Annotated in this window: 18 protein-coding genes; 9 read left to right on the top strand and 9 right to left on the bottom strand. The window is 44.2% G+C overall.

Annotated elements, in window-relative coordinates; all coding sequences use genetic code 11:
- Positions 1-20 precede the first annotated feature (20 nt).
- Positions 21-2432, bottom strand: a complete 2412-nt coding sequence (locus K7R10_RS14065; RefSeq protein ID WP_224485367.1) for an outer membrane beta-barrel family protein — start codon at positions 2430-2432, stop codon at positions 21-23.
- Between the two features lie 178 nt (positions 2433-2610).
- Here K7R10_RS14065 and lepA point away from each other — a divergent pair, with 178 nt between their 5' ends.
- On the top strand, positions 2611-4407 hold the full coding sequence (gene lepA, locus K7R10_RS14060; RefSeq protein WP_224485366.1) for a translation elongation factor 4: 1797 nt from the start codon (positions 2611-2613) through the stop codon (positions 4405-4407).
- Positions 4408-4458: 51 nt separating this feature from the next.
- On the opposite strand, the gene K7R10_RS14055 is transcribed toward lepA, so the two are convergent.
- From K7R10_RS14055 to K7R10_RS14040, 4 genes are all read right to left on the bottom strand, one after another.
- Positions 4459-4719, bottom strand: coding sequence for a hypothetical protein (locus K7R10_RS14055; RefSeq protein WP_224485365.1), 261 nt, complete (start codon positions 4717-4719; stop codon positions 4459-4461).
- 159 nt (positions 4720-4878) lie between these two features.
- Positions 4879-5121 (bottom strand): hypothetical protein, encoded by a 243-nt coding sequence (locus tag K7R10_RS14050; protein ID WP_224485364.1) that lies wholly within the window; start codon positions 5119-5121, stop codon positions 4879-4881.
- Between the two features lie 95 nt (positions 5122-5216).
- Positions 5217-5771 carry a hypothetical protein gene (locus K7R10_RS14045; RefSeq protein WP_224485363.1) on the bottom strand — a complete coding sequence of 185 codons (555 nt, stop codon included), beginning with the start codon at positions 5769-5771 and terminating at the stop codon, positions 5217-5219.
- Positions 5768-7681, bottom strand: a complete 1914-nt coding sequence (locus K7R10_RS14040) for a cation:proton antiporter (RefSeq protein ID WP_224485362.1) — start codon at positions 7679-7681, stop codon at positions 5768-5770. The genes K7R10_RS14045 and K7R10_RS14040 overlap by 4 nt, the downstream gene beginning before the upstream one ends.
- Positions 7682-7818: 137 nt before the next feature.
- Here K7R10_RS14040 and K7R10_RS14035 point away from each other — a divergent pair, with 137 nt between their 5' ends.
- From K7R10_RS14035 to K7R10_RS14005, 7 genes are all read left to right on the top strand, one after another.
- A complete protein-coding gene (locus K7R10_RS14035) occupies positions 7819-8685 on the top strand; it encodes an MBL fold metallo-hydrolase (RefSeq protein ID WP_224485361.1) in 867 nt (288 codons plus the stop codon).
- Positions 8686-8691: 6 nt separating this feature from the next.
- Positions 8692-10320: a S8 family peptidase gene (locus K7R10_RS14030; protein WP_224485360.1), complete on the top strand. Its 1629-nt coding sequence runs from the start codon at positions 8692-8694 to the stop codon at positions 10318-10320.
- 62 nt (positions 10321-10382) lie between these two features.
- Entirely contained in the window at positions 10383-12227 is a 1845-nt protein-coding gene (locus tag K7R10_RS14025; RefSeq protein ID WP_224485359.1) for a M1 family metallopeptidase, read from the top strand.
- A 74-nt stretch (positions 12228-12301) separates the two neighbouring features.
- Complete coding sequence (gene rnpA, locus K7R10_RS14020; RefSeq protein ID WP_224485358.1) at positions 12302-12676, top strand: ribonuclease P protein component; 375 nt, start codon at positions 12302-12304, stop codon at positions 12674-12676.
- A 617-nt stretch (positions 12677-13293) separates the two neighbouring features.
- Entirely contained in the window at positions 13294-14910 is a 1617-nt protein-coding gene (locus K7R10_RS14015) for a S41 family peptidase (RefSeq protein ID WP_224485357.1), read from the top strand.
- 121 nt (positions 14911-15031) lie between these two features.
- Positions 15032-16699, top strand: coding sequence for a patatin-like phospholipase family protein (locus K7R10_RS14010; RefSeq protein ID WP_224485356.1), 1668 nt, complete (start codon positions 15032-15034; stop codon positions 16697-16699).
- 150 nt (positions 16700-16849) lie between these two features.
- Complete coding sequence (locus K7R10_RS14005; RefSeq protein WP_224485355.1) at positions 16850-17224, top strand: hypothetical protein; 375 nt, start codon at positions 16850-16852, stop codon at positions 17222-17224.
- On the opposite strand, the gene K7R10_RS14000 is transcribed toward K7R10_RS14005, so the two are convergent.
- The 4 genes from K7R10_RS14000 to K7R10_RS13985 all read right to left on the bottom strand — a co-directional run bounded on the left by K7R10_RS14000 (position 17217) and on the right by K7R10_RS13985 (position 19767).
- The gene (locus K7R10_RS14000) at positions 17217-17657 is read right to left on the bottom strand and encodes a GNAT family N-acetyltransferase (RefSeq protein WP_224485354.1); all 441 of its coding nucleotides are present in this window, start codon (positions 17655-17657) and stop codon (positions 17217-17219) included. The genes K7R10_RS14005 and K7R10_RS14000 overlap by 8 nt on opposite strands.
- Before the next feature lie 2 nt (positions 17658-17659).
- The gene (locus tag K7R10_RS13995; protein WP_224485353.1) at positions 17660-18568 is read right to left on the bottom strand and encodes a cation diffusion facilitator family transporter; all 909 of its coding nucleotides are present in this window, start codon (positions 18566-18568) and stop codon (positions 17660-17662) included.
- 1 nt (position 18569) lies between these two features.
- On the bottom strand, positions 18570-19004 hold the full coding sequence (rpiB, locus tag K7R10_RS13990; protein WP_224485352.1) for a ribose 5-phosphate isomerase B: 435 nt from the start codon (positions 19002-19004) through the stop codon (positions 18570-18572).
- Positions 19005-19524: 520 nt separating this feature from the next.
- Positions 19525-19767 carry a DUF2007 domain-containing protein gene (locus K7R10_RS13985; protein WP_224485351.1) on the bottom strand — a complete coding sequence of 81 codons (243 nt, stop codon included), beginning with the start codon at positions 19765-19767 and terminating at the stop codon, positions 19525-19527.
- A gap of 355 nt (positions 19768-20122) precedes the next feature.
- Between K7R10_RS13985 and rnr the strand changes: the two genes are divergently transcribed.
- Positions 20123-22312: a ribonuclease R gene (rnr, locus tag K7R10_RS13980; protein WP_224485350.1), complete on the top strand. Its 2190-nt coding sequence runs from the start codon at positions 20123-20125 to the stop codon at positions 22310-22312.
- The last annotated feature ends 32 nt before the right edge of the window (positions 22313-22344 follow it).

Below are 22344 nucleotides of genomic sequence, written 5' to 3'. Positions count from 1 at the left end.
TAACCCGTAACCAAAAACTATCAATACCCCTCTCCTTCCAGTCTTTCCATCTCTGCGGGTTCGGTCGAGCGGTTGTTGTCAGACAACCTGAAGTTTCCGAAGTTTACCCGGAATCCGACAAAAACGGTTCGGGTCTCGGGCAAGGCGAGATATCCGTTATCCTGATTGAGATAACGCGAGTTCATAGGGACATTGTAAGAATTGAAAAGGTCGGTGATTCCCAGGGTAACCACGGCCCGTTCATTCCACAACTCCTTTCGGGCAGTCAGGTTGGTACGGAACTGACCGGAAAAGTCATACGATCCAACAATATAGTCTGACAGATATTCCAGTTCTGCATCTAAAGTGAGATTGGCTTCACTGCTCACGGTAAATGAATTGTATACCTGGGCAAAGAAACCGGTGGTCTCGTTGCTTTGGAGGCTATTACCACTTTCGATAGCTGTGAAGGTATTCTCCATATAGAACAGGCTCATGTAGCTTGAAACAAACCACCAGGGCGCGGCAAAGGTGTACTGGGTGAAATCAAGGCTGTACTGAAACTCTTCCTCCAGGTTAAAGACCGAATCATAGATCAGTCTGTTAGGGTTATCCTGGAACGACAGTAGTTGGAGTGCCCCGTCTACGTGCTGGTAATACAGGCTGAAGATATACTGGTCCTTATGGGTGTAGTCGAAAGAGATCTTGTTTTCTATCGCACGTGTCAGGTTCGGATTCCCCTCCTTGTACTGGTTATCGTTGATATAATAACGGTAGGGGTTCAAACGCTGATAACGCGGTCGCTCTATACTTCTGCCATAACTAAAGGCAAAGGAATGATCATCAGAGGGGGTATATTGCAGGGAAACAGTCGGAAAGAGTTCGGTATACGACTGGGTGTTGACCCTGCCCAAAACAATTGAATTAGCGGTCACTTCGGTATGTTCACCCCTTAATCCGGCACTCAGTGCCCAGTGATCCCAGTCACCTGCCAGGCTGGCATAGGCAGCATAGATCAGTTCATCATAATTAAAGCGGTCATCCTGGGTATTGGCAGGTACCGATGGCCCGTTGAAGTCAATTCCACTGCTGCTGTTGATGTTGGAATATTTCACCCCTGTCTCCCACTGTAATTTCGCGGCATTCAAGGAAAGATCAGCCTGGGTGGTGAAAATATTATTCTTTTGATTAGAGAGGGTATTAAAGCTTTCATTGTCCAATACGGCATCTTCCGCATCGAAAAAATCGGTGGCCAATGCCTGAAACTGTTCGTCGTCATAATAAACATACGAAGACACCATCTTGAGCGAATGCCCGCGGTCTCCGAAAGTGGTGCTGAACTCTGCCGTAGCAGTATAGGTATAATTGTCATTTTCCAATTCACCTCCGGTAATAAAATAAGACTGCAGTCCGTCCTGCAGATCGATAATATCAGTTCGTGCCATATTATCGAAGGTCTTGCCCGGTGACAAAACCGCGTTTCCGCTAAAGCTCAACACGCTGTTTTCTGAAAGATCGAAATCGATAATACTGTTGATATTATGCGCGTACGAGCGCGTAATGCGCTCAAAATCGGTATCCCATAATTCAACCGGTGAACTTCCGTCGAAAAAGTTAACGAAGCTTTCATCTCTTTTATATTCCTTTCTTGGATTATAGCTGTAGTTGACAAAGAAATTGGTACTTCCGCTTTTGTAATAATGCTGGGTTGCCAGCTGATATTTCGGAAACACCGCCGAAGTGAGTTGCGTATTCACACTTCCCTTATACCCGACCGAAATGGTCGAACCCGTTACGATATTCAGCACTACACCTCCCTCTGCATCATACTTTGGGGGAGGATTCAGAATAAGCTCGATCGATTCGACATTGGCACCTGAATATCCCTGAAGGAGGCCGCGCAGTTCGCCCTGGCTTAAAAAAACCCTCCGGTCGTTGATATAGATGGCCGGAACAGCGTTCTTAACTCGTATTTCATCATTGATCACCAATACCCCGGGGGTACGTTGAAGAATCTCATAGGTGGATAATTCTGAAAAGGTGGTGTTCGACACCTTGAAAACCAGGCGGTCTGCCTTCTTCTCAAGAACCGGTTTTCTTCCGTTCAGGGTAACATCCTGAAGGTCTTCCACCAAAGGATTCATGTTCAATACAATGTTCTGTACGTTACCATTGACCTCCAGCGGCATATAAAGGGGTTCAAAGCCGATGTAAGTGGAACGAATGAGATAGGCTCCGGGTGTTACAGATTCAAATAAAAAGGCTCCGGACTCATCGCTGGTGGTTCCTTTTACTACGGAAGAATCTGCCGGTTTTAACAAGAGCAGCGTATCGAAGCCAAGAGGTGTGTTCTCATCGGTGACCACTTTTCCCGATATATCAAATTCCTGGGAAAAGACCGTGTTGGCGCACAGAATAAGTCCCCAAAATAGGGTAGGTAAAGATCGAAGCATTTGGTGTTGGCTAGTGAAAATTTTGTTAAAAATAGACAATCCTTCCGAAAATAAAAGAACTCGGCTATTTTTTGATCTCCTGCCCTGCTTTTTATTGTTGGAAACCTGAGTGCAGGAAAGACCCAAGCGTATTAAAATAGCTTATATTTGCAAACTGAATCGATCTATATAGTTCGCAATGAAGAATATTCGAAATTTCTGTATCATCGCTCATATCGACCACGGGAAGAGTACCCTGGCCGACAGGCTCCTTGATTTCACCGGATCGGTGACCGACCGGGAAAAGCAGGATCAGCTGCTTGACAACATGGACCTGGAGAGAGAGCGGGGTATTACCATTAAAAGTCACGCCATTCAAATGGATTACACCTATGAGGGCGAGCAATATATACTGAATCTTATCGACACCCCCGGACACGTTGACTTTTCATATGAAGTGTCACGTTCGATCGCTGCCTGTGAGGGAGCCTTACTGGTGGTTGATGCCGCTCAGAGCATCCAGGCGCAGACGATCTCAAACCTGTACCTGGCTCTGGAAAATGACCTGGAGATCATACCCGTACTTAACAAGGTCGATCTGCCCAGCGCCAATCCTGAGGAGGTGACAGACGATATCGTTGACCTGCTGGGTTGTGATCCTTCTGATATTATCCCCGCCAGTGCTAAGACCGGGATCGGGATCAACGAGATACTGCAGGCAATCATCGAACGCATCCCGCCTCCGAAAGGTAATCCTGACGAGCCGCTGCAGGCACTTATATTTGACTCGGTATACAATCCCTTCAGGGGGGTGGAAACCTATTTCAGGGTCGTTAACGGGTCTATTTCGAAGAACCAGAAAATCAAATTCCTGGCTACCGGAAAGACCTACGAAGCCGATGAGGTTGGAACCCTGAAACTAAAGCAGTTTCCAAAACAAAGGGTCAATACCGGAGATGTGGGATACCTCATCACCGGAATTAAGGATGCCCGGGAGGTAAAGGTGGGTGATACCATTACAGACGCGGCCAACCCTACCCGAAACATGATCGCAGGTTTTGAGAACGTAAAACCGATGGTATTTGCAGGGATATATCCTGTAGATACAGAAGATTACGAAGAGTTGAGAGGTGCCATGGAAAAGCTGCAGCTGAACGATGCCTCGTTGGTATTCACCCCCGAGTCTTCAGCCGCCCTTGGTTTTGGCTTCAGATGCGGATTCCTGGGAATGCTGCACCTTGAAATCATACAGGAACGTCTGGAGCGGGAATTTGATATGACCGTGATCACCACCGTTCCTAACGTGAGTTATCATGCCTACACCAAAAAGGAACCAGATGAGACCCTTATTGTAAATAACCCAAGCGACCTGCCCGACCCGTCAAAAATGGACCGGGTGGAAGAGCCTTATATCAACGCGACTATTATTACCAAGGCCGATTATGTAGGTCCTGTTATGTCTCTCTGTATTGAAAAAAGAGGGATCATTAAAAATCAGACCTACCTGACTACCGAAAGGGTGGAGCTTACCTTTGACATGCCTTTGGCAGAGATCGTTTTCGATTTCTATGACCGTCTGAAAACGGTTTCCAGGGGATATGCTTCTTTCGATTATTCCCCTATAGGAATGCGGGAATCGAAGCTGGTAAAGGTCGATGTACTGATCAACGCAAACTCGGTAGACGCCCTGTCTGCCCTGATACACACTGATAACGCTTACGACATCGGTAAAAAGATGTGTGAAAAGCTGAAAGAACTCATTCCCAGACAACAATTCGACATCCCCATTCAGGCAGCTATCGGTGCGAAGATCATCGCAAGGGAAACCATCAAAGCCCTGAGAAAAGATGTGACCGCCAAATGTTATGGTGGCGATATTTCGCGAAAGAGAAAACTGCTTGAAAAGCAGAAGAAGGGTAAAAAACGTATGCGACAGGTAGGAAACGTTGAGATTCCTCAGCAGGCGTTTATGGCGGTATTGAAGCTAAACGACTAAAATCAAAAAAGCCCTCTGAATCAGAGGGCTTTTATCTTTATTAATATTCAATTATTCATTTCTTTGGGCAGTCAGACCTTCTTTCCCGTGTCCGGCGCAAAAACGATTCACAACCTCATCGAAATCCTGTCCTTTCAGATCGAGGGTTTCAGATTTCCCTTCAGTTATGATTCGAACAGTTCCATCTCCGTTATCACAGATCGAAACCGGCTGATTCTCGAATTCACACGTCTTGCAGTCTTCATTTTTACCTTCCCGGGCACAGGAAAATATCAACAGGCCTAAACCTGCCAGCATCAGTTGTCGTTTCATGATTAAGATTAGAAATAGTAACCCACAAATATAACAGGGAATCTTTAATTTCAACTACCTGAATACCAGTAATTAAGTTAAAATGCTGATTATTTTGTTAAAAAGCCTCTGTTTCATGACACCACATGATCCCGTTCGATCTTTCCGGTGGTTTGCCTTTTAAAATGTAAACTCGAATTCGCCGCTGCAAAAGGCTTCCGAAACAAGCTCGAAAGACTGCCCCTGCAGATCAACAGACTCACTTTCTCCTGCTATGGTCACCAACATGGTGCCGTCACCATTATCGCAGAGTTCAATATCCATTCCGCCAAAATTACAGCTCTTACATTGCAGTTCATCATCGTCTGAAGTACATGAAACGGCCAAAGCGATAGCCATAAAGGCAGTAAACAGTTTTTTCATGTGTTTAGGGTTTAAGGTTGCAACAAAGCTAATCTGCTAACCCTTTGTTTGAAAGAAAAAACTTAAAAATTAACCGTGATTTAAAGATGTTCACTTCAGACCTTGCGAACAAGTCGGCTGCCTGAATCATTATTATAAATGATTTGAAAGGTCATTCCTTCTCCTGATTCAGGTAGGTAATAATACGCCTCCAGAACCAACTGGTTCTCCTCAGACTTAAGCATATTTACATAAACATCTCTCAGCACAGCCTTTTGATCAGCGGCATGCTTTTGCAGTTCAGGCTGTAGAATGGCGCTTAATTTTTGCGAAATTCCCAGAAGACGGTCCTGGTGATAAACCGTAATATCAGCGTCGAATTGTCGATACCACACCCTTTGCAGGCTTTTATCGTATTTGCGATAAATATGGAGTATCAGTTCGTCTGTACTATAAACATTTTTCCTGAGTCTGAACCCGTTTGTGAGGATGGTGTCTGACTTCTCATCTACCGTTCCCCAGGGCTCGATACTTTTAAAGTCAATGCCTGATATTTCAGCATCTGCCCTGGGGTCAGAGCTGATAAAACCGGTGTTGAGTCGTGTCTCGGGAGTAGTGAAGTACAGCACGGCCAACAGGCACACGAACAGGTATAAAACGCGGTATTTCACGCTTCTTTTTTTACTTTATTGTCTTCTTCTTTGCGGGTTTGCCTGTTACCGTTCTGACCATTGTTCCCTTCTTTTGGAGACTTTATAAGATCAATCGGTTTACCCAGGTAAACGAGCTTGTATTCTTCACCTATCTCGGTTTCTTCACCGTAAGTTGCAATGATGTGTAATTCACCCTCTTTATCTTTAATAAAGATCGGGATAGCATCACTCTGCTCGTTCAGGCTGGCGATCTCTTCAAGGAAATGCTCTTTAGACTCGAGCGTGATCTCATTGATCTTCGGGTAGTCCCTGGCTACCTCACTCAGGTTGATATAGTCATCTTTCTTTGAAAAGAGCAGTTCGGTAGGCGTACTGTCGAGATCTTTCATCTCTTCCGGGGTAATTAACCGGAAGGCGCCATTCTCTCCCAACTGATCCCTGAAACGCTCTATGGCATGTTTGTTCACCTCTTCACTGGCAGTCAGCGCCATGAGGTATCCGATATCACTGAATTCAATATTGTTGGTCAGGTCGTCTGAAAAGATATTGGCTTCTTCTGCATCGAGATCCATCGCCTTAGCCTTTTCAATATTCTCCTTGTTGCTGTCGATAAGCACTACATGTCTTCCGTTCTTTTGCAGGTATTTGGCGATCAGCCTTGATACGTTTGAGGCCCCTACGATAAGTATTCCGGTTGATTCCTCCAGAAACACCCCTGAGATCTTTGCAAAGAGTCGGGCCGTTGCGGCATTCAGTAATACTGTGCCTAAAACCACCATGAATACCAGCGGGGTGATATATTCAGCGCCCGGTTGTCCTTCCTGAGCCAGTCTTGAACCAAAAAGGGAGGCGATACCTGCCGCCACAATACCTCTTGGGCCAACCCAACTGATAAAGGCTTTTTCGTTGAACTTCAATCCGGATTTCCACGAACTGAGAAAAACTCCAACAGGCCTGATGATAAAAACCACACATCCTAAAAGTATCAGGGTGTTCCAGTTATATATCAGGTAGAGATCTTCCATATCTATATTGGCTGCCAGGAGAATAAAGAGTATAGAGATCAGCAATACACTGAGCGATTCCTTAAAATACAGCAGCTCCTTGATATTGGGAAGATCAATATTACCCAGTACCATTCCCATCACCACTACTGAAAGAAGTCCTGATTCATGGGCGAATTGTTCTGACAAGACATACACTCCCAATACTGCCGACAAAGTGAAAACGTTCATCAGAAAGTGCGGAATGGCGTTTTTCTTGATCAGGAAGTAGAGTCCGTAGGCAAAGGTGAAGCCAATGGAAAAACCGATCACCACGGTTTTACCAAATTCGATAAGGGCCTGTTGCGTATATTCTTCTCCTTGTCCGATGCTGATAAATTCAAACATCAAAACCGCTGCCACAGCTCCGATGGGGTCAATTAGTATCCCCTCCCATTTCAAAATGGCAGAAAGGTCTTTTTTTAAGGGTATGTTTCTTAGTATGGGTGTGATGACCGTTGGGCCTGTCACAATAATCAGGGCAGCAAAAAGAAAGGCAATTGGCCAGTCAAGATCGAATAAAAAATGAGAGGCCACTCCCCCGCCGATAAACGTAATGAATACCCCGATAGTGATCAGTTTTATGATAACCGGGCCAACATTAAGCACCTCGTTACGTTTAAGGGTCAGTCCTCCTTCAAACAGGATCACACTAATAGCCAGTGATACAAAATGATAGAGGAACTCTCCGGGAAATAATCCATGGTCTGTTGATTCCTGCCAGACCGGTTCGAGTAGTTTATTACCGTTTTCGGTGTAAAGCGAAGAGATGGGTCCGACTGCCAAACCGATAAGTATCAACGGGAGAATCGCAGGCAGCTTAAATCTCCACGCGACCCATTGGGCAAAAATTCCTAGTATGACAATTCCTGCTAACTCTAACATATACTTGCTGGTTGAAACGCTAAATATAGCCTCATAAAAATATAAAAATGTTAAAAAACACCTAATAAAGATGCGGTTTATTCATAGTTGTGTACCGCTTTTCTTATTTTGCAAGGCAACTAAAATCAGGCATTTTAATGCGATTATACCCAATTGAAACCGGAAACTTCAAACTCGACGGCGGCGCCATGTTCGGCGTGGTACCCAAGTCGATATGGAACCGGACCAACCCTGCAGATTCGAACAACATGATCGATATGGCGGCACGTGCACTGCTCGTAGAAGACGGTGACCGACTGATCCTGATCGATAACGGACTGGGGGACAAACAATCAGAGAAATTTTTCAGTTATTATTATTTGTGGGGCGACCACAGTCTTGACCGCTCCTTGCAAAAGCACGGGTTTCACCGCGACGATATCACCGATGTATTTCTCACCCACCTGCACTTTGACCATTGCGGGGGAAGTATCAGGCGCAACGCCACCACAGGCACTTATGAACCCGCCTTTAAAAATGCCCGATTCTGGAGCAATAAAGATCACTGGGACTGGGCCAGCCATCCAAATGCCCGTGAAAAGGCATCATTTTTGAAGGAGAATATCCTGCCTATACAGGAAAGCGGACAATTGAACTTTCTGCCACTGCCGGAAGAAGGAGCCCTTTTGAAAGACACCGAACTCGGTTTCGATCTGCTTTTTGTAGACGGACATACCGATAAGCAAATGCTTCCGGTGTTTGATTACCAGGGGAAAAAACTGGTTTTTACAGCCGATCTTATTCCCACTGCTGGTCATATCCCTGTTCCTTATGTAATGGGTTATGATACCAGGCCGCTGTTAACCATGAAAGAGAAGGAAAGCTTCCTGAAACAGGCAGCGGAAGAGGAGATTATTTTATTTTTTGAACATGATGCCCATAACGAACTGGCTACCGTGAAAATGACCGAAAAAGGACCACGGTTAGATCAGATTCATAAATTTAACGACGTATTTAAACATTAGAAGAACATGATAAAGAACAAAATGCTGGTCTCGTCGCTGGTAGCGATGGGACTTTTATATGGCTGCGGCAGCAGCTATGAAGCCATCAACCTCAACCCGGTGAACTCGGGTGATAGCTTCACCACCAGAAAAACCGAGCTTTCAGATGACGAATTAAAGACCTGGTCGCATGCAGACCTGGTTACCGATACCATACCCGGCATGAGTGTGATGCGTGCTTACCGTGAGATCCTTCAGAATCGCGAAGGTGAAAAGGTGATCGTGGGAGTTGTCGATTCAGGGGTTGATATCTACCACGAAGACCTGAAAGATGTTATCTGGACCAATGAAGATGAAGTTCCCGATAACGGGAAAGATGACGACAACAACGGCTATGTCGATGATGTGCACGGTTGGAACTTCCTGGGAGAAGCCAGTGATGAAAACCTGGAGCTGGTTCGAATCATTAAAAAAGGTGACGATGGTTCAGAAGATTATCGCCGTGCCAAAGCTGAGTATGACGAAAAATACCAGGAAGCCAAGGAGGGACTAATGCGCTATGAGCAATTGCTGCAGATCGTAAACCAGTTTGCTCCGGCCATCGGAGAATCAATAGGAAAAGAGAACTTTACCCAGGAAGACCTGGCGGCTTACAATCCGCAGGAGGAAGAAATGAAACAGATCAAGGGCATGTTCTCTGGACTTTTGAACAATGCCGACGATGTGGAAGACCTGAAGGAGAAACTGGAAGGGGGAATTGAATATTTCGGCGATCAGCTCGAATATAACCTCAATAAGGATTTTGACGGAAGGGTAGTAGTAGGAGATGATCCTGACGACATTACAGATACCGGTTACGGCGACAACAATGTAGTGGGAGATGTGGAGCATGCCCGTCACGGAACGCATGTGGCAGGTATCATCGCTGCAACCCGCGGAAATGATCTCGGTTTGGACGGAGTGGCCCAGAATGTGGAGATTATGGCAGTAAGAGCCGTTCCTAACGGTGACGAATATGATAAAGATATCGCTTTGGGTATTCGTTATGCCGTAGATAATGGTGCAAAGGTGATCAACACCAGTTTCGGAAAGTATTACTCTCCGCATAAGGAGTGGGTTTGGGATGCCATCAAATATGCCGAATCTAAAGACGTACTTATCGTGAATGCAGCCGGAAATGAAGGACTGTTGCTCGATGAGACCAACGTATACCCCAACGATGCTGAGAACAATTCAGAGGAAGTGGCCGATAATTTCCTCACGGTCGGAGCTCTTCATTATGCGTATGGCCCTGAAATGATCGCCGGATTCTCGAATTACGGAAAGATCAATGTTGATGTATTTGCTCCGGGTACCAAGATCTGGTCTACCACCCCTGAGAACGAATATGAATACCTGCAGGGAACCTCTATGGCTGCGCCTGCCGTTGCCGGAGTGGCAGCTATCATAAGATCGCTGTACCCTAAACTTTCTGCCTCTCAGGTCAAGCATATTATCATGCAGTCAGGTATCAGCGTCGAAGGTGATGTTATTGTAGACGGAGATCCTTCGAACAGACAACCATTCACCGACATTTCAAGTTCGGGTAAGATGGTGAACCTGTATAATGCCATCCTCCTGGCCAACAAAGTAGCTCGAAAAGAAGTTCAACTTTAATCACAGATACAACAAAGCCCGAAGTATGAACTTTGGGCTTTTTTTATGCTAAACATTCAAATATGAAATTACCGATGATCAAAAACCTGTTTTTTCTACTAGCCGCACTACCATTGTTTGCGGTACAACCACCGGAATCAACCTATTGGCAGCAAAAGGTGGACTACACCATGGAGGTCGATATGAATGTCGATGATTATACCTATACAGGCGTTCAGGAATTGAAATATACCAACAATTCTCCCGACACCCTTCGGCAGGTGTTTTACCACCTGTATTTCAACGCCTTTCAGCCCGGGAGCGAGATGGACGTGCGCAGCCGTACCATCGCAGATCCCGATGAGCGGGTAGGTGCCCGAATCGCCGATCTGAAAGAAAATGAGATCGGATACCTGAAGGTGAAGTCTTTAAAGCAGAACGGGACAGCCATCGAACACGAAACGGTAGGTACCGTTTTAGAGGTGGCCCTTGACAAGCCGATCTTACCCGGAGAAACGGTTACTTTCGATATGGAATTCGAAGGACAGGTACCGGTTCAGATACGCCGCAGCGGAAGAAACAACGAAGAAGGAGTCGCTCTTTCTATGACCCAGTGGTACCCAAAGCTGGCCGAGTATGATTTCGAGGGGTGGCATGCTCACCCGTATATAGGTCGTGAATTCCAGGGGGTATGGGGTGATTTCGATGTGAAGATCACCATCGATAAAGATTACACCATCGGAGGAACAGGATACCTTCAAAACCCTGATGAAATAGGGCACGGCTATACCGAAAAAGATGTGAAAGTGAAGGGTAAGACCCTCACCTGGCATTTCTTCGCTCCCATGGTTCACGATTTTGCCTGGGGTGCCGATCCTGATTACATTCATGATACCCTGCAGGTCGAGAACGGACCCATGCTTCATTTCTTTTATAAAGACAACGATGAGATCAAAGAGAACTGGAAAAAGCTTCAGCCAAAAGCTGCAGAAATGATGCAGTTCTTTAACCGTAACATCGGACCATACCCCTGGGATCAATATTCGATCATTCAGGGCGGTGACGGCGGTATGGAATATGCCATGTGTACCCTGATTACCGGGGAGCGACCCTTTGGAAGCCTTGCCGGAGTGACCGCACACGAAATGGCCCATGCATGGTTTCAGCATTTACTGGCCACTAACGAATCTAAACACGAATGGATGGATGAAGGATTTACCTCGTTTATCTCAAGTCTTTGCATGAACCAGGTGATGGACCGCAATGAAGCCAATCCGTTCGAATCAAGTTACAGGGGGTATGTTTCCCTTGCCAATTCAGGTATGGAACAACCGATGACCACCCAGGCTGATCGTTATCAATTTAACCGTGCCTATGGAATTTCAGCCTATAGCAAAGGTTCTGTATTTCTTTCGCAGTTAGGCTATATCATCGGACAGGATAAACTGATGGAGACTATCAGGAGATACTACGATGAATTCAAGTTCAAACACCCTACACCAAATGATTTCAAAAGAGTGGCTGAAAAAGTATCAGGGATGCAGCTCGACTGGTATCTCACCGATTGGACCAAAACAACGGCCCGTATCGATTATGCCATTCAGCAGGTGGAAGACACTGAAGAGGGTACACAGGTGGTCATGGAGCGCATTGGCCTTATGCCGATGCCTATCGATGTGATGGTGTTCTTCAACGATGGCAGCAAGGCCTATTATTATGCACCCCTCCGCATGCAGAGAGGGGAGAAGGCCAACCCTTTCGAAGGAATCGACAGAACGGTTCTGAAAGACTGGCCATGGGCTTTCCCGACCTACGAATTCGAAATCGACAGACCTTTAAGCGACATACAGGCTATCGTGATCGATCCGTCAGGATTGATGGCCGACGTAAATCGCGAAAATAACATCTGGCAGGCTGCCGGAGAATAATAATACAGTAAAGATCTTTTAAAAACCTCTGCCTTTGCAGGGGTTTTTTTAATTTTACCCCTCTGTAACGCACTATGAGATATACCTTTCCCAGGATTGAAAAACTAAAAAGCAGGAAGCTGATTGCCTCAGTATTCACAGAAGGCTCTTCTCATGCCAAATATCCCATACGCCTGGTGTGGCTGGAAACGGAACTTCCGGAAGCTGTAGTATTACAGGCTGCTTTCAGTGTACCCAAGCGACATTTTAAAAAAGCGGTAGACCGGAATCGTATCAAACGTCTCATGCGGGAAGCGTATCGCCTTCAGAAACCTCAGATCGAAAAGGATCTGAAAAAACAATATGCCCTGGTATTTATCTATACCGGAAAAGGTCTGCCCGATTACGCCGCAGTCGAAAAATCCATGAAAAACCTGTTATACAGGCTCGCCGGAGAGAATGACGATTAATCTGGCTTTTGAAAGACCAGCTTTTTATAGTAACAACTACCCTTATTTATCTATAGCTATTAACCGGAAATCTTCCCACAGGCCATCGTTTCCGTCAAGCTCCCCTTAAAATCGACTGGTAAACAAGATATCCCCCCTCAGTCTGGCATTGCCAGACAGCTCCCCTCATAATCGACTGGCAAACAAGATATCCCCCCTCAGTCCAGCAATGCTGGCCAGCTCCCCCCAGAGGGAGGAGCAGAAGGGATTTTTAAATGAAAAACGTTGTCCTTCCCCCAGTAGGGGAAGGTGGTTTTGCAAAGCAAAACCGGATGGGGGTGTTATAATTCTTAGATAAACAGATTAATAATTGGCAGATCATTCGCCCTTTTCAGGACTCGGGATGACCTAACTTCTAATTGAGTTTCCGGGAAACTATACCCTTCACTCTTAGCCCTTAGCCCTTAACTCCTAACCCATAACCCGTAACTCCATAACCCGTAACTCCATAACCCCATACCCACATACCCATGTACCCATGTACCCATTCAAACCTCCGTTAAATAGTTAGGCAATTGTTGTAATTTTAAGTATTATTAGAAATCAATGCACGTCAGGACATTTAATTACAGAACGTTATGAAAAGAAAAGTCTTCATCCCCCTTATAGCTGTTGCCTTATTGTTGCTGGGCAGCGGATACAAAAACGATTATTTCGAGATCGCCAAACAGGTCGAGATCTTCACCACCATGTTCAAAGAACTGAACATGAATTATGTGGATGAAACCAACCCGGCAGAACTGATGGATACCGCTATCAAAAACATGCTCGATGAACTGGATCCCTACACCACGTTTATGAACGAACAGGATGTGGAAAGCTTCAAGATCAGTACCGCAGGTGAATATTCGGGCATAGGAGCTGTTGTAAGGAGCTTTGATGATAAGTTGCTGGTGGTTGAGCCCTATCAGGGATATCCTGCCGATAAAGCAGGCCTGAAGGCCGGAGATGAGATCGTGAAGATCGGCGATATAGAAATAGCCGATTTTAAAGATGATGCCACCGAACTGCTCAAAGGTTCAGCCCGTTCTGAAGTGGCCATTACCTACCGCAGACAGGGGGAGGTAAAGTCTACCACCCTGAACAGGGAAGAGATCGAAATCGATGCGGTTCCCTATTTCAATATGCTCGATCCCGAGACTGGTTATATCGTGCTTTCCAGGTTTAATTCAAAAGCTTCAGAACAAACCGAAGCCGCCCTTGTGGAACTTAAAGAAAAAGGAGCCAAACGCATTATCCTCGATCTCAGAGATAATCCCGGTGGCCTGCTGGGCGAAGCGATCAACATCTGTAATCTCTTCGTGCCCAAAGGGGAACTGATCGTAAGTACCCGTTCAAAGGTGAAAAAATTCAACCAGGAATACGAAACCCGTAAAAAACCGGTTGATACAGAAATACCGCTGGCCATCCTGATCAACGGCCGAAGTGCCTCTGCCAGTGAGATCGTGAGCGGAGCTCTTCAGGATCTTGACCGGGCGGTGATCATTGGAGGAAGAAGCTTCGGAAAGGGATTGGTGCAACGCCCTGTAAAACTTACCTATGGTACGCAACTCAAAGTAACCATCTCGAGATATTATACCCCCAGCGGACGCTGCATTCAATCGCTTGACTACTGGAATCGCGATGAGAATGGCAATGCCGTGGCTAAACGCTCATTTAATGAGTTTACCACCCGAAACGGACGCAAGGTATATGACGGGGGAGGAGTAGAGCCTGATATCAGCATACAGTCTCTTAAAAACAACGATCTGACAGACGCCCTGATCGAGAACCAGGTAATTTTCAATTTTGCCACTGACTATTATTATGAGCATCCCGCTCCTGAACTGAGCCAGTTCGAATTCACCCCCGCTGATTATAAAGACTTTGTCTCTTACGTCAGAGATCTCGGACTGGAATATCAAACAGCACTCGAAAAGGAACTGGAAAAATTGGAAGAAGAGAACAAGATCGGTGAGCTGGGAGAGGTTGTAAGCAGTAAATACCGGGAACTCACCGCTGCTATAGATGCGAGTAAATTTGAAGCTCTGAGCACCTATCAGGCAAACATTCAGAAGAATATTGAAGATGAACTGATCAAACGATACTTCTACCGCAAAGGCCTGTATGATCATTACCTGAAGCATGATGCCGCCATACTGGAGGCGGGCAATGTCTTGGGGAATACTTCAAAATATAATGAGATCCTGAATTAAAAACAGGTCTCATCCGTAATATGAAAGCCGCAGTGAGATGCGGCTTTTTTTTGGATAACTAAAAAGAGAAAGAAACTTTTTTATCATATTTAACTTACAAAAAGTAGAATGATATAGCTTAATGAAAAAACCGGAAGCCTTTAAACTATGCCTGACCATGGCAGGGGCCGTATCTGCCGGCGCTTACACGGCTGGAGTAGTCGATTACCTGCTGGAAGTCCTGCGAAGCTGGGAAGAAATGAAAAATATGCAGTCAGAGGCTACCGAAGATCAGGGGACTGATATACCGAATCACCGGGTACAAATCGATGTGATCAGCGGGGCATCGGCAGGAGGGATTACTGCTTCATTAATGTTATTACGATCTTATCTCTCAGACAACGAACAACTCATTAAAAATACCTGGCTTAACCTGTCTGATTCTGATACCGATACCCTGCAACAGCTACTCGATACGGGTGATCTCTCAGAAAAAGGTCTCCCAAATTCCCTGCTTAACAGTTGTCCCATAGAAAATCTTGCAGAGAGTGTCTTTAAACCCCGTGCTCTTCAGACAGCTGCTCCCTACATCAGTTCTGATATCGATGTGATCCTTACAACAACCAACCTCAGAGGACTGAACTTCAAGGTAGATTTTCAGGGTCCTGCCAACCCGACTGCGGCGCATATCATCACCCATCATGGTGGATTTTTCAGGTACCGTGTGACTACCGATTCCTCAGAAAGAGGGCTTCCTTCAGATAAAAACAAATTATGGTATACCCTGGATCTCAGCTATGCTGAAGACCTCCAAAACCTAAAGGAGGCTACCCTGAGCACCGCAGCCTTTCCCGTTGGTTTAAGGTCGAGAAAAATGCAGGTACCCCGCACCTATATCGAACGTCTTCCTGATCACCTCTTTAAGAGCGGTGACGGTATCTCGCTGAAATTAGACGAAAAAGAAGATCCCTACCGGTTTACTTCTATTGATGGCGGACTCATAAATAATGAACCCTACGGAATAGGATTAAAGACGCTTAAGGAAAAGCATCCTGATATCGAAAAGAACGACACCTATGCCGTTATCATGATCGATCCCTTTCCGCAGAAGGAAGAGGCCACAGAACCCCTCAAAAACAGTCATATTTTTGCAGTGGCAAAAGCCATGTTCAAAACGCTGAGAAACCAGGTAATGTTCAACCAGGAAGGTATACTGGAGGCGCTGAAGTTAAAAGACCGCACCCGCTTTCTGATCGCACCGGCCGGAGAAAACAAGCAAGAAGAAAATCCGCTGGCTTCTGCACCTCTCAACGGCTTTGCAGGCTTTATAGACCGGTCTTTCAGAAAGCACGATTATGAGCTGGGTAGAAAAAACTGCCAGGATTTTCTGAGATATCATTTAGTTATCCCGCTGAAAGATTGCGAAAAACGACTGGGCTTTCATCCATCAGAGGCCATGATCGATCGGTTTGCCGTAGGTATCCCTAAAGGTGACAGAAACAATCTCTATTTTCCGGTCATACCCGATGTTATGGTTAAAACGGCATTTACCGGGAAAGCTTATTCAGAAAAATATGGAGAACATGCAAATCTGAAATATCCCGAATTTCCGCAATTCAATGCCCAACTCTTCCTCAGAAAATATAGGCGACCAATTAAAAAAAGAGTGCTGTACCTGGTACATCGAAGCACAAACAATTGGGCCCTGACAGCCCTGTATTATATTTTCTTTCAAAGAAAAACCCTAAGAAGACTCATGCATATCATATCTGAATCGACAGGCAAAAAGCAAGAGGAAACCGATAATTAAAAGGTAGCTAAAGGATTATCTGTTAGTGGGTTATCAACCTGAAGCAAAACGAAAAAAGGTACTTAAAAAAACATCGCTCAGGCTAACTTTAACATCTATTAACTTATTGATTTATTGACCTTTACGTTAATTTTTCGTATCATTAAGGTTATGATAGCAATAGATAAAGAAAATTACCAGGAATTCTTAAGCCAGTCTGTTCATTATCTTGAAAACAGGGGCTTCAAGAATATCAAAGCAGACCTCGACGGATATGAAACTCCGAAATCATTTGTAAAGAAGGGAAGTGATATCACCATCACCCCTGATATCGTAGCAGAAAAAATGGGAATCAAACATTATTTTGATCTGAGCCTGAAATCGGAAAAACCGAATCTTCTCAAATCAAAATGGATGTTTTTGGATACGCTGAGCAAAATGAAATCTTCCCGTTTTAAGATCATCACCACCAAAGGACATTATAAGTTCACGAATTCCATGCTGGATGATCTTAACATGGATAAAAACATGATCAAGATCAATTAGTAACCATCCTGATGTGGGGAATACCATCTTCCAGGTAGGATTCCCCGATCTGACTGAATCCGTGAGATTCGTAAAATTTTTGCAGATAGGTCTGAGCCGAAATTTCAATAACCGCATCAGGGAATGATGATAAAATAGCCTCTTTGGAGGCTTTTATTATGGCATGACCCCATTTTTCCTTGCGACGGTCTTCACGCACCAAAACGCGTCCGATACTGGGATTTTTAAAATAATCGCCCGGTTTGAAAATGCGGGTATAGGCGATGAGTTCCTTTCCGTCTTTTAGCAAAAGGTGCCAGGCCTTCTGATCTTTTCCGTCTATATCCTGGTAGATGCAATCCTGCTCTACCACAAAGATCGCGCTGCGAAGTTGAAGTAACTGGTATAGCTCATCGAGAGTGAGCTCATTGAATTCCTTTAGTTCAGTTGTCATAATCAGTCCTGTACAATAAAATCTTTAGGGTCTTCCTTTTTATATTCCGGTTGAATATTCACGTGATTGATACCGAACTCATCGTGCAGCACCTGTTCGATCTCTTCCAGAACCCGGTTAAACTGGCTCAGAGTCACATCTTCCTTAAAATCCAGGTGAGCTTCCAGATGAATTTCATCATCATTGAGGCACCAGACATGTATGTGATGTAATTTATTCACCCGCGGAATACGGTGAACCCTTCTGACGATCTTTTTAATGTCGACATGCTGGGGTGTAAAGAGCATCAGCATGCGCGTCGATTCTTTGAGCAGGTCAAAACCTACATAGATCAGGTATAGCGAGATCAGAAGCGTGAGTAGCGAATCAACCCAGTATACCTTGTAAAAGTACATAAGCAAACCGCCGATCAATACCGCCACGCTGGCCATCATATCGGTCAACAAATGGAGATAGGCCGAACGCATATTGAGGTTTTTATCAGCATCTGATTTTAAGATCAAAACACTTACCCCGTTGGCCACGATTCCCAATATGGAAAGTACAATAACGAGGCTCGAACCGATGGTCTCAGGTTCTATAAAACGCTTGATAGCCTCAACTCCCAGAATTATGGCAATCACAATCAGGGTAGAAGCGTTCACGAAAGCGGCAATGATCTCAGCCCTTTTAAAACCGAAAGTACGGTGTGTTGATGCCTTTTTACCCGATAACCTGTTAGCTATATAACTGATCACCAGGGAAACCACATCAGTAAAATTGTGCAGGGCATCTGAAAGCAATGCCAGACTCCCTGATAAAATACCACCCACAACCTGTGCTACCGTAATGATAATATTCAGAATTATCGATATAAACAGGTTTTTACCCTTTACACCTTCACGATGAGTATGAGCATGGGTGTGCGCCATATTAGCAACCCATTGGAATTTTATCTACCCTTCTTTCATGCCGTCCTCCTTCAAATGAGGTTTCAAGAAAGGTCTTAACCATATCAACAGCTTGTTCGGGAGCAGTAAAGCGGGCAGGAATACAAAGTATATTGGCATTGTTGTGGCTTCTGGCCAGTTCAACAATCTCCCTGGTCCAGCAAAGTGCAGCCCTGACCTTCTGATGTTTGTTGGCAGACATGGCAACACCGTTTCCGCTTCCGCAGATAAGTATGCCCAGCTCTGCTGTGCCATCGTTTACTTCGGTGGCAACAGGATGAACAAAATCAGGATAATCCACACTATCGGTTGAATCGGTTCCGTAGTTCTGTACCTCTATACCGCTTTCCTTAAGATATTCAATGACCTTAAATTTATATGCCGTTCCGGCATGATCGTTACCAATTGCAATTTTCATATCGTATAATTTAACGTATGACAAAGGTAGTAAATACATGAAATCAAGTAATACACACCCCTGTTAATTACAAACAGCTAAATACCTGATTTACATTATCTTAATTAATGTTAAGTTTTGTTAATAATCTCTTAAATAATTTAGGGTAAAAAATTTGCTTGTCTCACCTGAACTCGCATACTCAAAAATTATCCCGATAAAACAAGAAATTATTTTGAAAAGAAATAAACAGAATTCAGGGTTATTAACATCGGTTTTTAACCACTGTTCATCTTCTGTTTTTTAAAAGTTAACCATCTTATATTCTTATTAACCATTGTTAATAACCCTAACACTATGATTGAATATCAAAGAAATAGCTATTGAATAAACTGTTAATTACCATTTGACGGAATAAAAATTTCTGAATAACAACGAAACCTGATGAAAGTTATACCCCTTATTAACACCCTATCATAGACATCAATAAATTTTAAATTTTTAAAAAGAAAAAAATAGATAATAGTATAGATGTTGACAACTAAACGATTCTGAGATGAGAATCCGGATTATTGAGGTTATTGATTACTTCTGTGACATAGGCTGCGTAGTCTGCGTGTACTTTCAGTCTGATACCACCCAGGGCGTTGGAATAAAAGGGGGAGATACCGATCATGGTTTCGTTTTCAAAAACGAACGGGATGTTTTCTTCCTCGAGTATGTTTTTAAGTACCAGGTATTCGTGCGGATAGGTATAGGTCGCTACGACCACAAAATTCTTCAACGTCTTCTCCCTTTAAGTTACCAGACTAAAATACGTAATTTTGTACTAAGAGTATTTTAATTCTTTATTAACTTGCTCTTTATCAGGTGATTTACAGGGATTCTCTTTTTGTACCGTTTTTGGTTCGTCCAGATAACGGTCGATGTAGTGAGCGAATGCCATGATTCCCGTGATAAAGATCACGGCAAAGAGGATTATTATTTTTCGTAGTCCTTTCATTTTTAAAGCCATTCACACTATAATAGACGGGAGAATTGGCTAAATGTTACAATTATTTTAGAATTTTTTTAACGTTATAGTTCTTCTGTCTTGATTTCTTATATGATTACGTACTTTGCAGCTATAAATCAACCATATGTCTAAACAAAAAAAAAGAGCCGATAAACATAAGAAGAACGAGATCACCAAAGGAATATTTACTGTTCTGGAAAGTGACCGTGAAAAGGCTTTTAATTATAAACAAATCGCTTCCCGGATGGGAATTGATGATACCGCAGGTCGTAACTTACTCATAAAACGACTGAAGGAGCTTACCAAGAAAGATCGTATTAAGGAAACAGACAGGGGAAAATACCAGGCGATACCCAGCCAGAATTATTATGAGGGGAAGGTCGATATGACCGGTAGGAACAATGCCTACGTGGTTTGTGATGAGCTGGAAAAAGATGTATTCGTTCCAACATCATTGCTTAATAAGGCTTTGCACGGTGACCTGGTAGAGGTATATGTGTTTCCCAGGCAGCGAAAAGGCAAGAAACTGGAAGGAGAAATCACCCGCATAATCGAGCGTAAAAAGACCGTATTCGTCGGAGTGGTGCAGATGCAGAAGAATTTCGCCTTTGTGCTTCCTTCTGATCATCGTATGTATACCGATATTTTTGTTCCGAAGGGAAAGATCAACAATGCCGAACATGGCGATAAGGTCATCGTGGAAATACAGGACTGGCCCGATAACGCTGATTCTCCGTACGGGGTAATCAAGGAAGTTCTTGGGAAACCCGGGGAACACGATACCGAAATGCATGCGATCCTGGCCGAATATGGCTTACCCTACGAATTCCCGGCAGATGTGGAACATTATGCCAATAAGATCGATACGCGTATCACCCCGGAAGAGATTGCCAAAAGAAGGGATATGAGAGATGTTCCCACCTTCACTATAGATCCTAAAGATGCCAAGGATTTTGATGATGCCTTGTCTTTCAGAACTTTTGAAGATGGTACTTATGAAGTCGGTATACATATTGCCGACGTTTCATATTATCTGCAGCCGGGTACCATACTCGACGATGAAGCCTATGAAAGGGCTACCTCTGTGTATCTTGTAGACCGGGTGGTACCCATGCTTCCTGAAGTGCTGTCGAACATGGCATGTTCCTTAAGGCCGGAAGAAGAAAAATATACCTTTTCTGCCATCTTCAGACTCAATGATCAGGCGCAGGTAGTCGATTCCTGGTTCGGTCGAACCGTGATCTATTCAGATTTCCGTATGGCCTATGAGGAAGCTCAGGAGGTGATTGAGACCCGGGGGAATGAAATACCGGCTGAGATCAGTATTACAGGTGAAAGGAGAGAGGTACCGCAACATATTTCGGGCGCTGTTCTGAAACTGAATGAGCTCGCCCAGATTCTCAGAAGAAAAAGAATGAATGCGGGTGCCATTTCTTTTGATAAAGTAGAGGTGAAGTTCACTCTTAACAGTGAGAACGATCCTACCGGGGTATACTTTAAATCCAGTAAAGAAGCTAATAAGCTTATCGAAGAATTCATGCTGCTTGCCAACAGAAAAGTGGCTGAGTTCATTGGAAAACAAAAGAAAACCTTCGTTTACAGAATACATGACGAACCTGATGAGGAGAAATTAATACTGCTGAACGGCGTTATAAAGAAATTTGGGTACAGTATTAATCTTAAGAATAAAAAGACCATTACAAGCTCTATAAACAGCTTACTGGAAGAAGTGGAGGGTAAGAAAGAACAAAACCTGGTAGATACCCTTACCATCAGGAGTATGAGTAAAGCTGTTTATTCTACCGATAATATCGGTCATTACGGACTGGCATTTGACTACTATACGCATTTTACCTCACCCATTAGGCGATACCCTGACGTAATGGTGCATCGCTTATTACAACATTATCTCGAAGGAGGTAAAACGGTTAGTGAAGAGCAGTATGAAGAAAAATGTAAACATTCTTCGAATATGGAAAGCCTCGCCACTAATGCTGAAAGAGATTCGGTCAAGTATATGCAGATCAAATTCATGGAAGATCATAAAGATGAAGAGTTCATCGGTGTGATTTCAGGGGTTACTGAATGGGGAATTTATGTAGAGATCGTTGAAAACAAGTGCGAGGGAATGGTACGTATCAGAGATATCAAAGATGATTATTATGTATTCGACGAATCACAATATGCTTTGGTCGGACAAGTAACTAACAATATGTACCAGCTGGGTGATGAGGTTATTGTACAGGTTAAGAATACCGACCTGATCAAACGACATCTCGATTTTAGTCTTATCGGAAAGAAGGAAAATTCATAAATGAAAACATCGGTTCCTATTTTTTGCACTCT

This window comes from Robertkochia aurantiaca, from assembly GCF_020166495.1.
Classification (GTDB): Bacteria; Bacteroidota; Bacteroidia; order Flavobacteriales; family Flavobacteriaceae; genus Robertkochia; species Robertkochia aurantiaca.
Note: the sequence above shows the minus strand (reverse complement) of the source record. Positions and strands in the feature narration are given on the sequence as shown.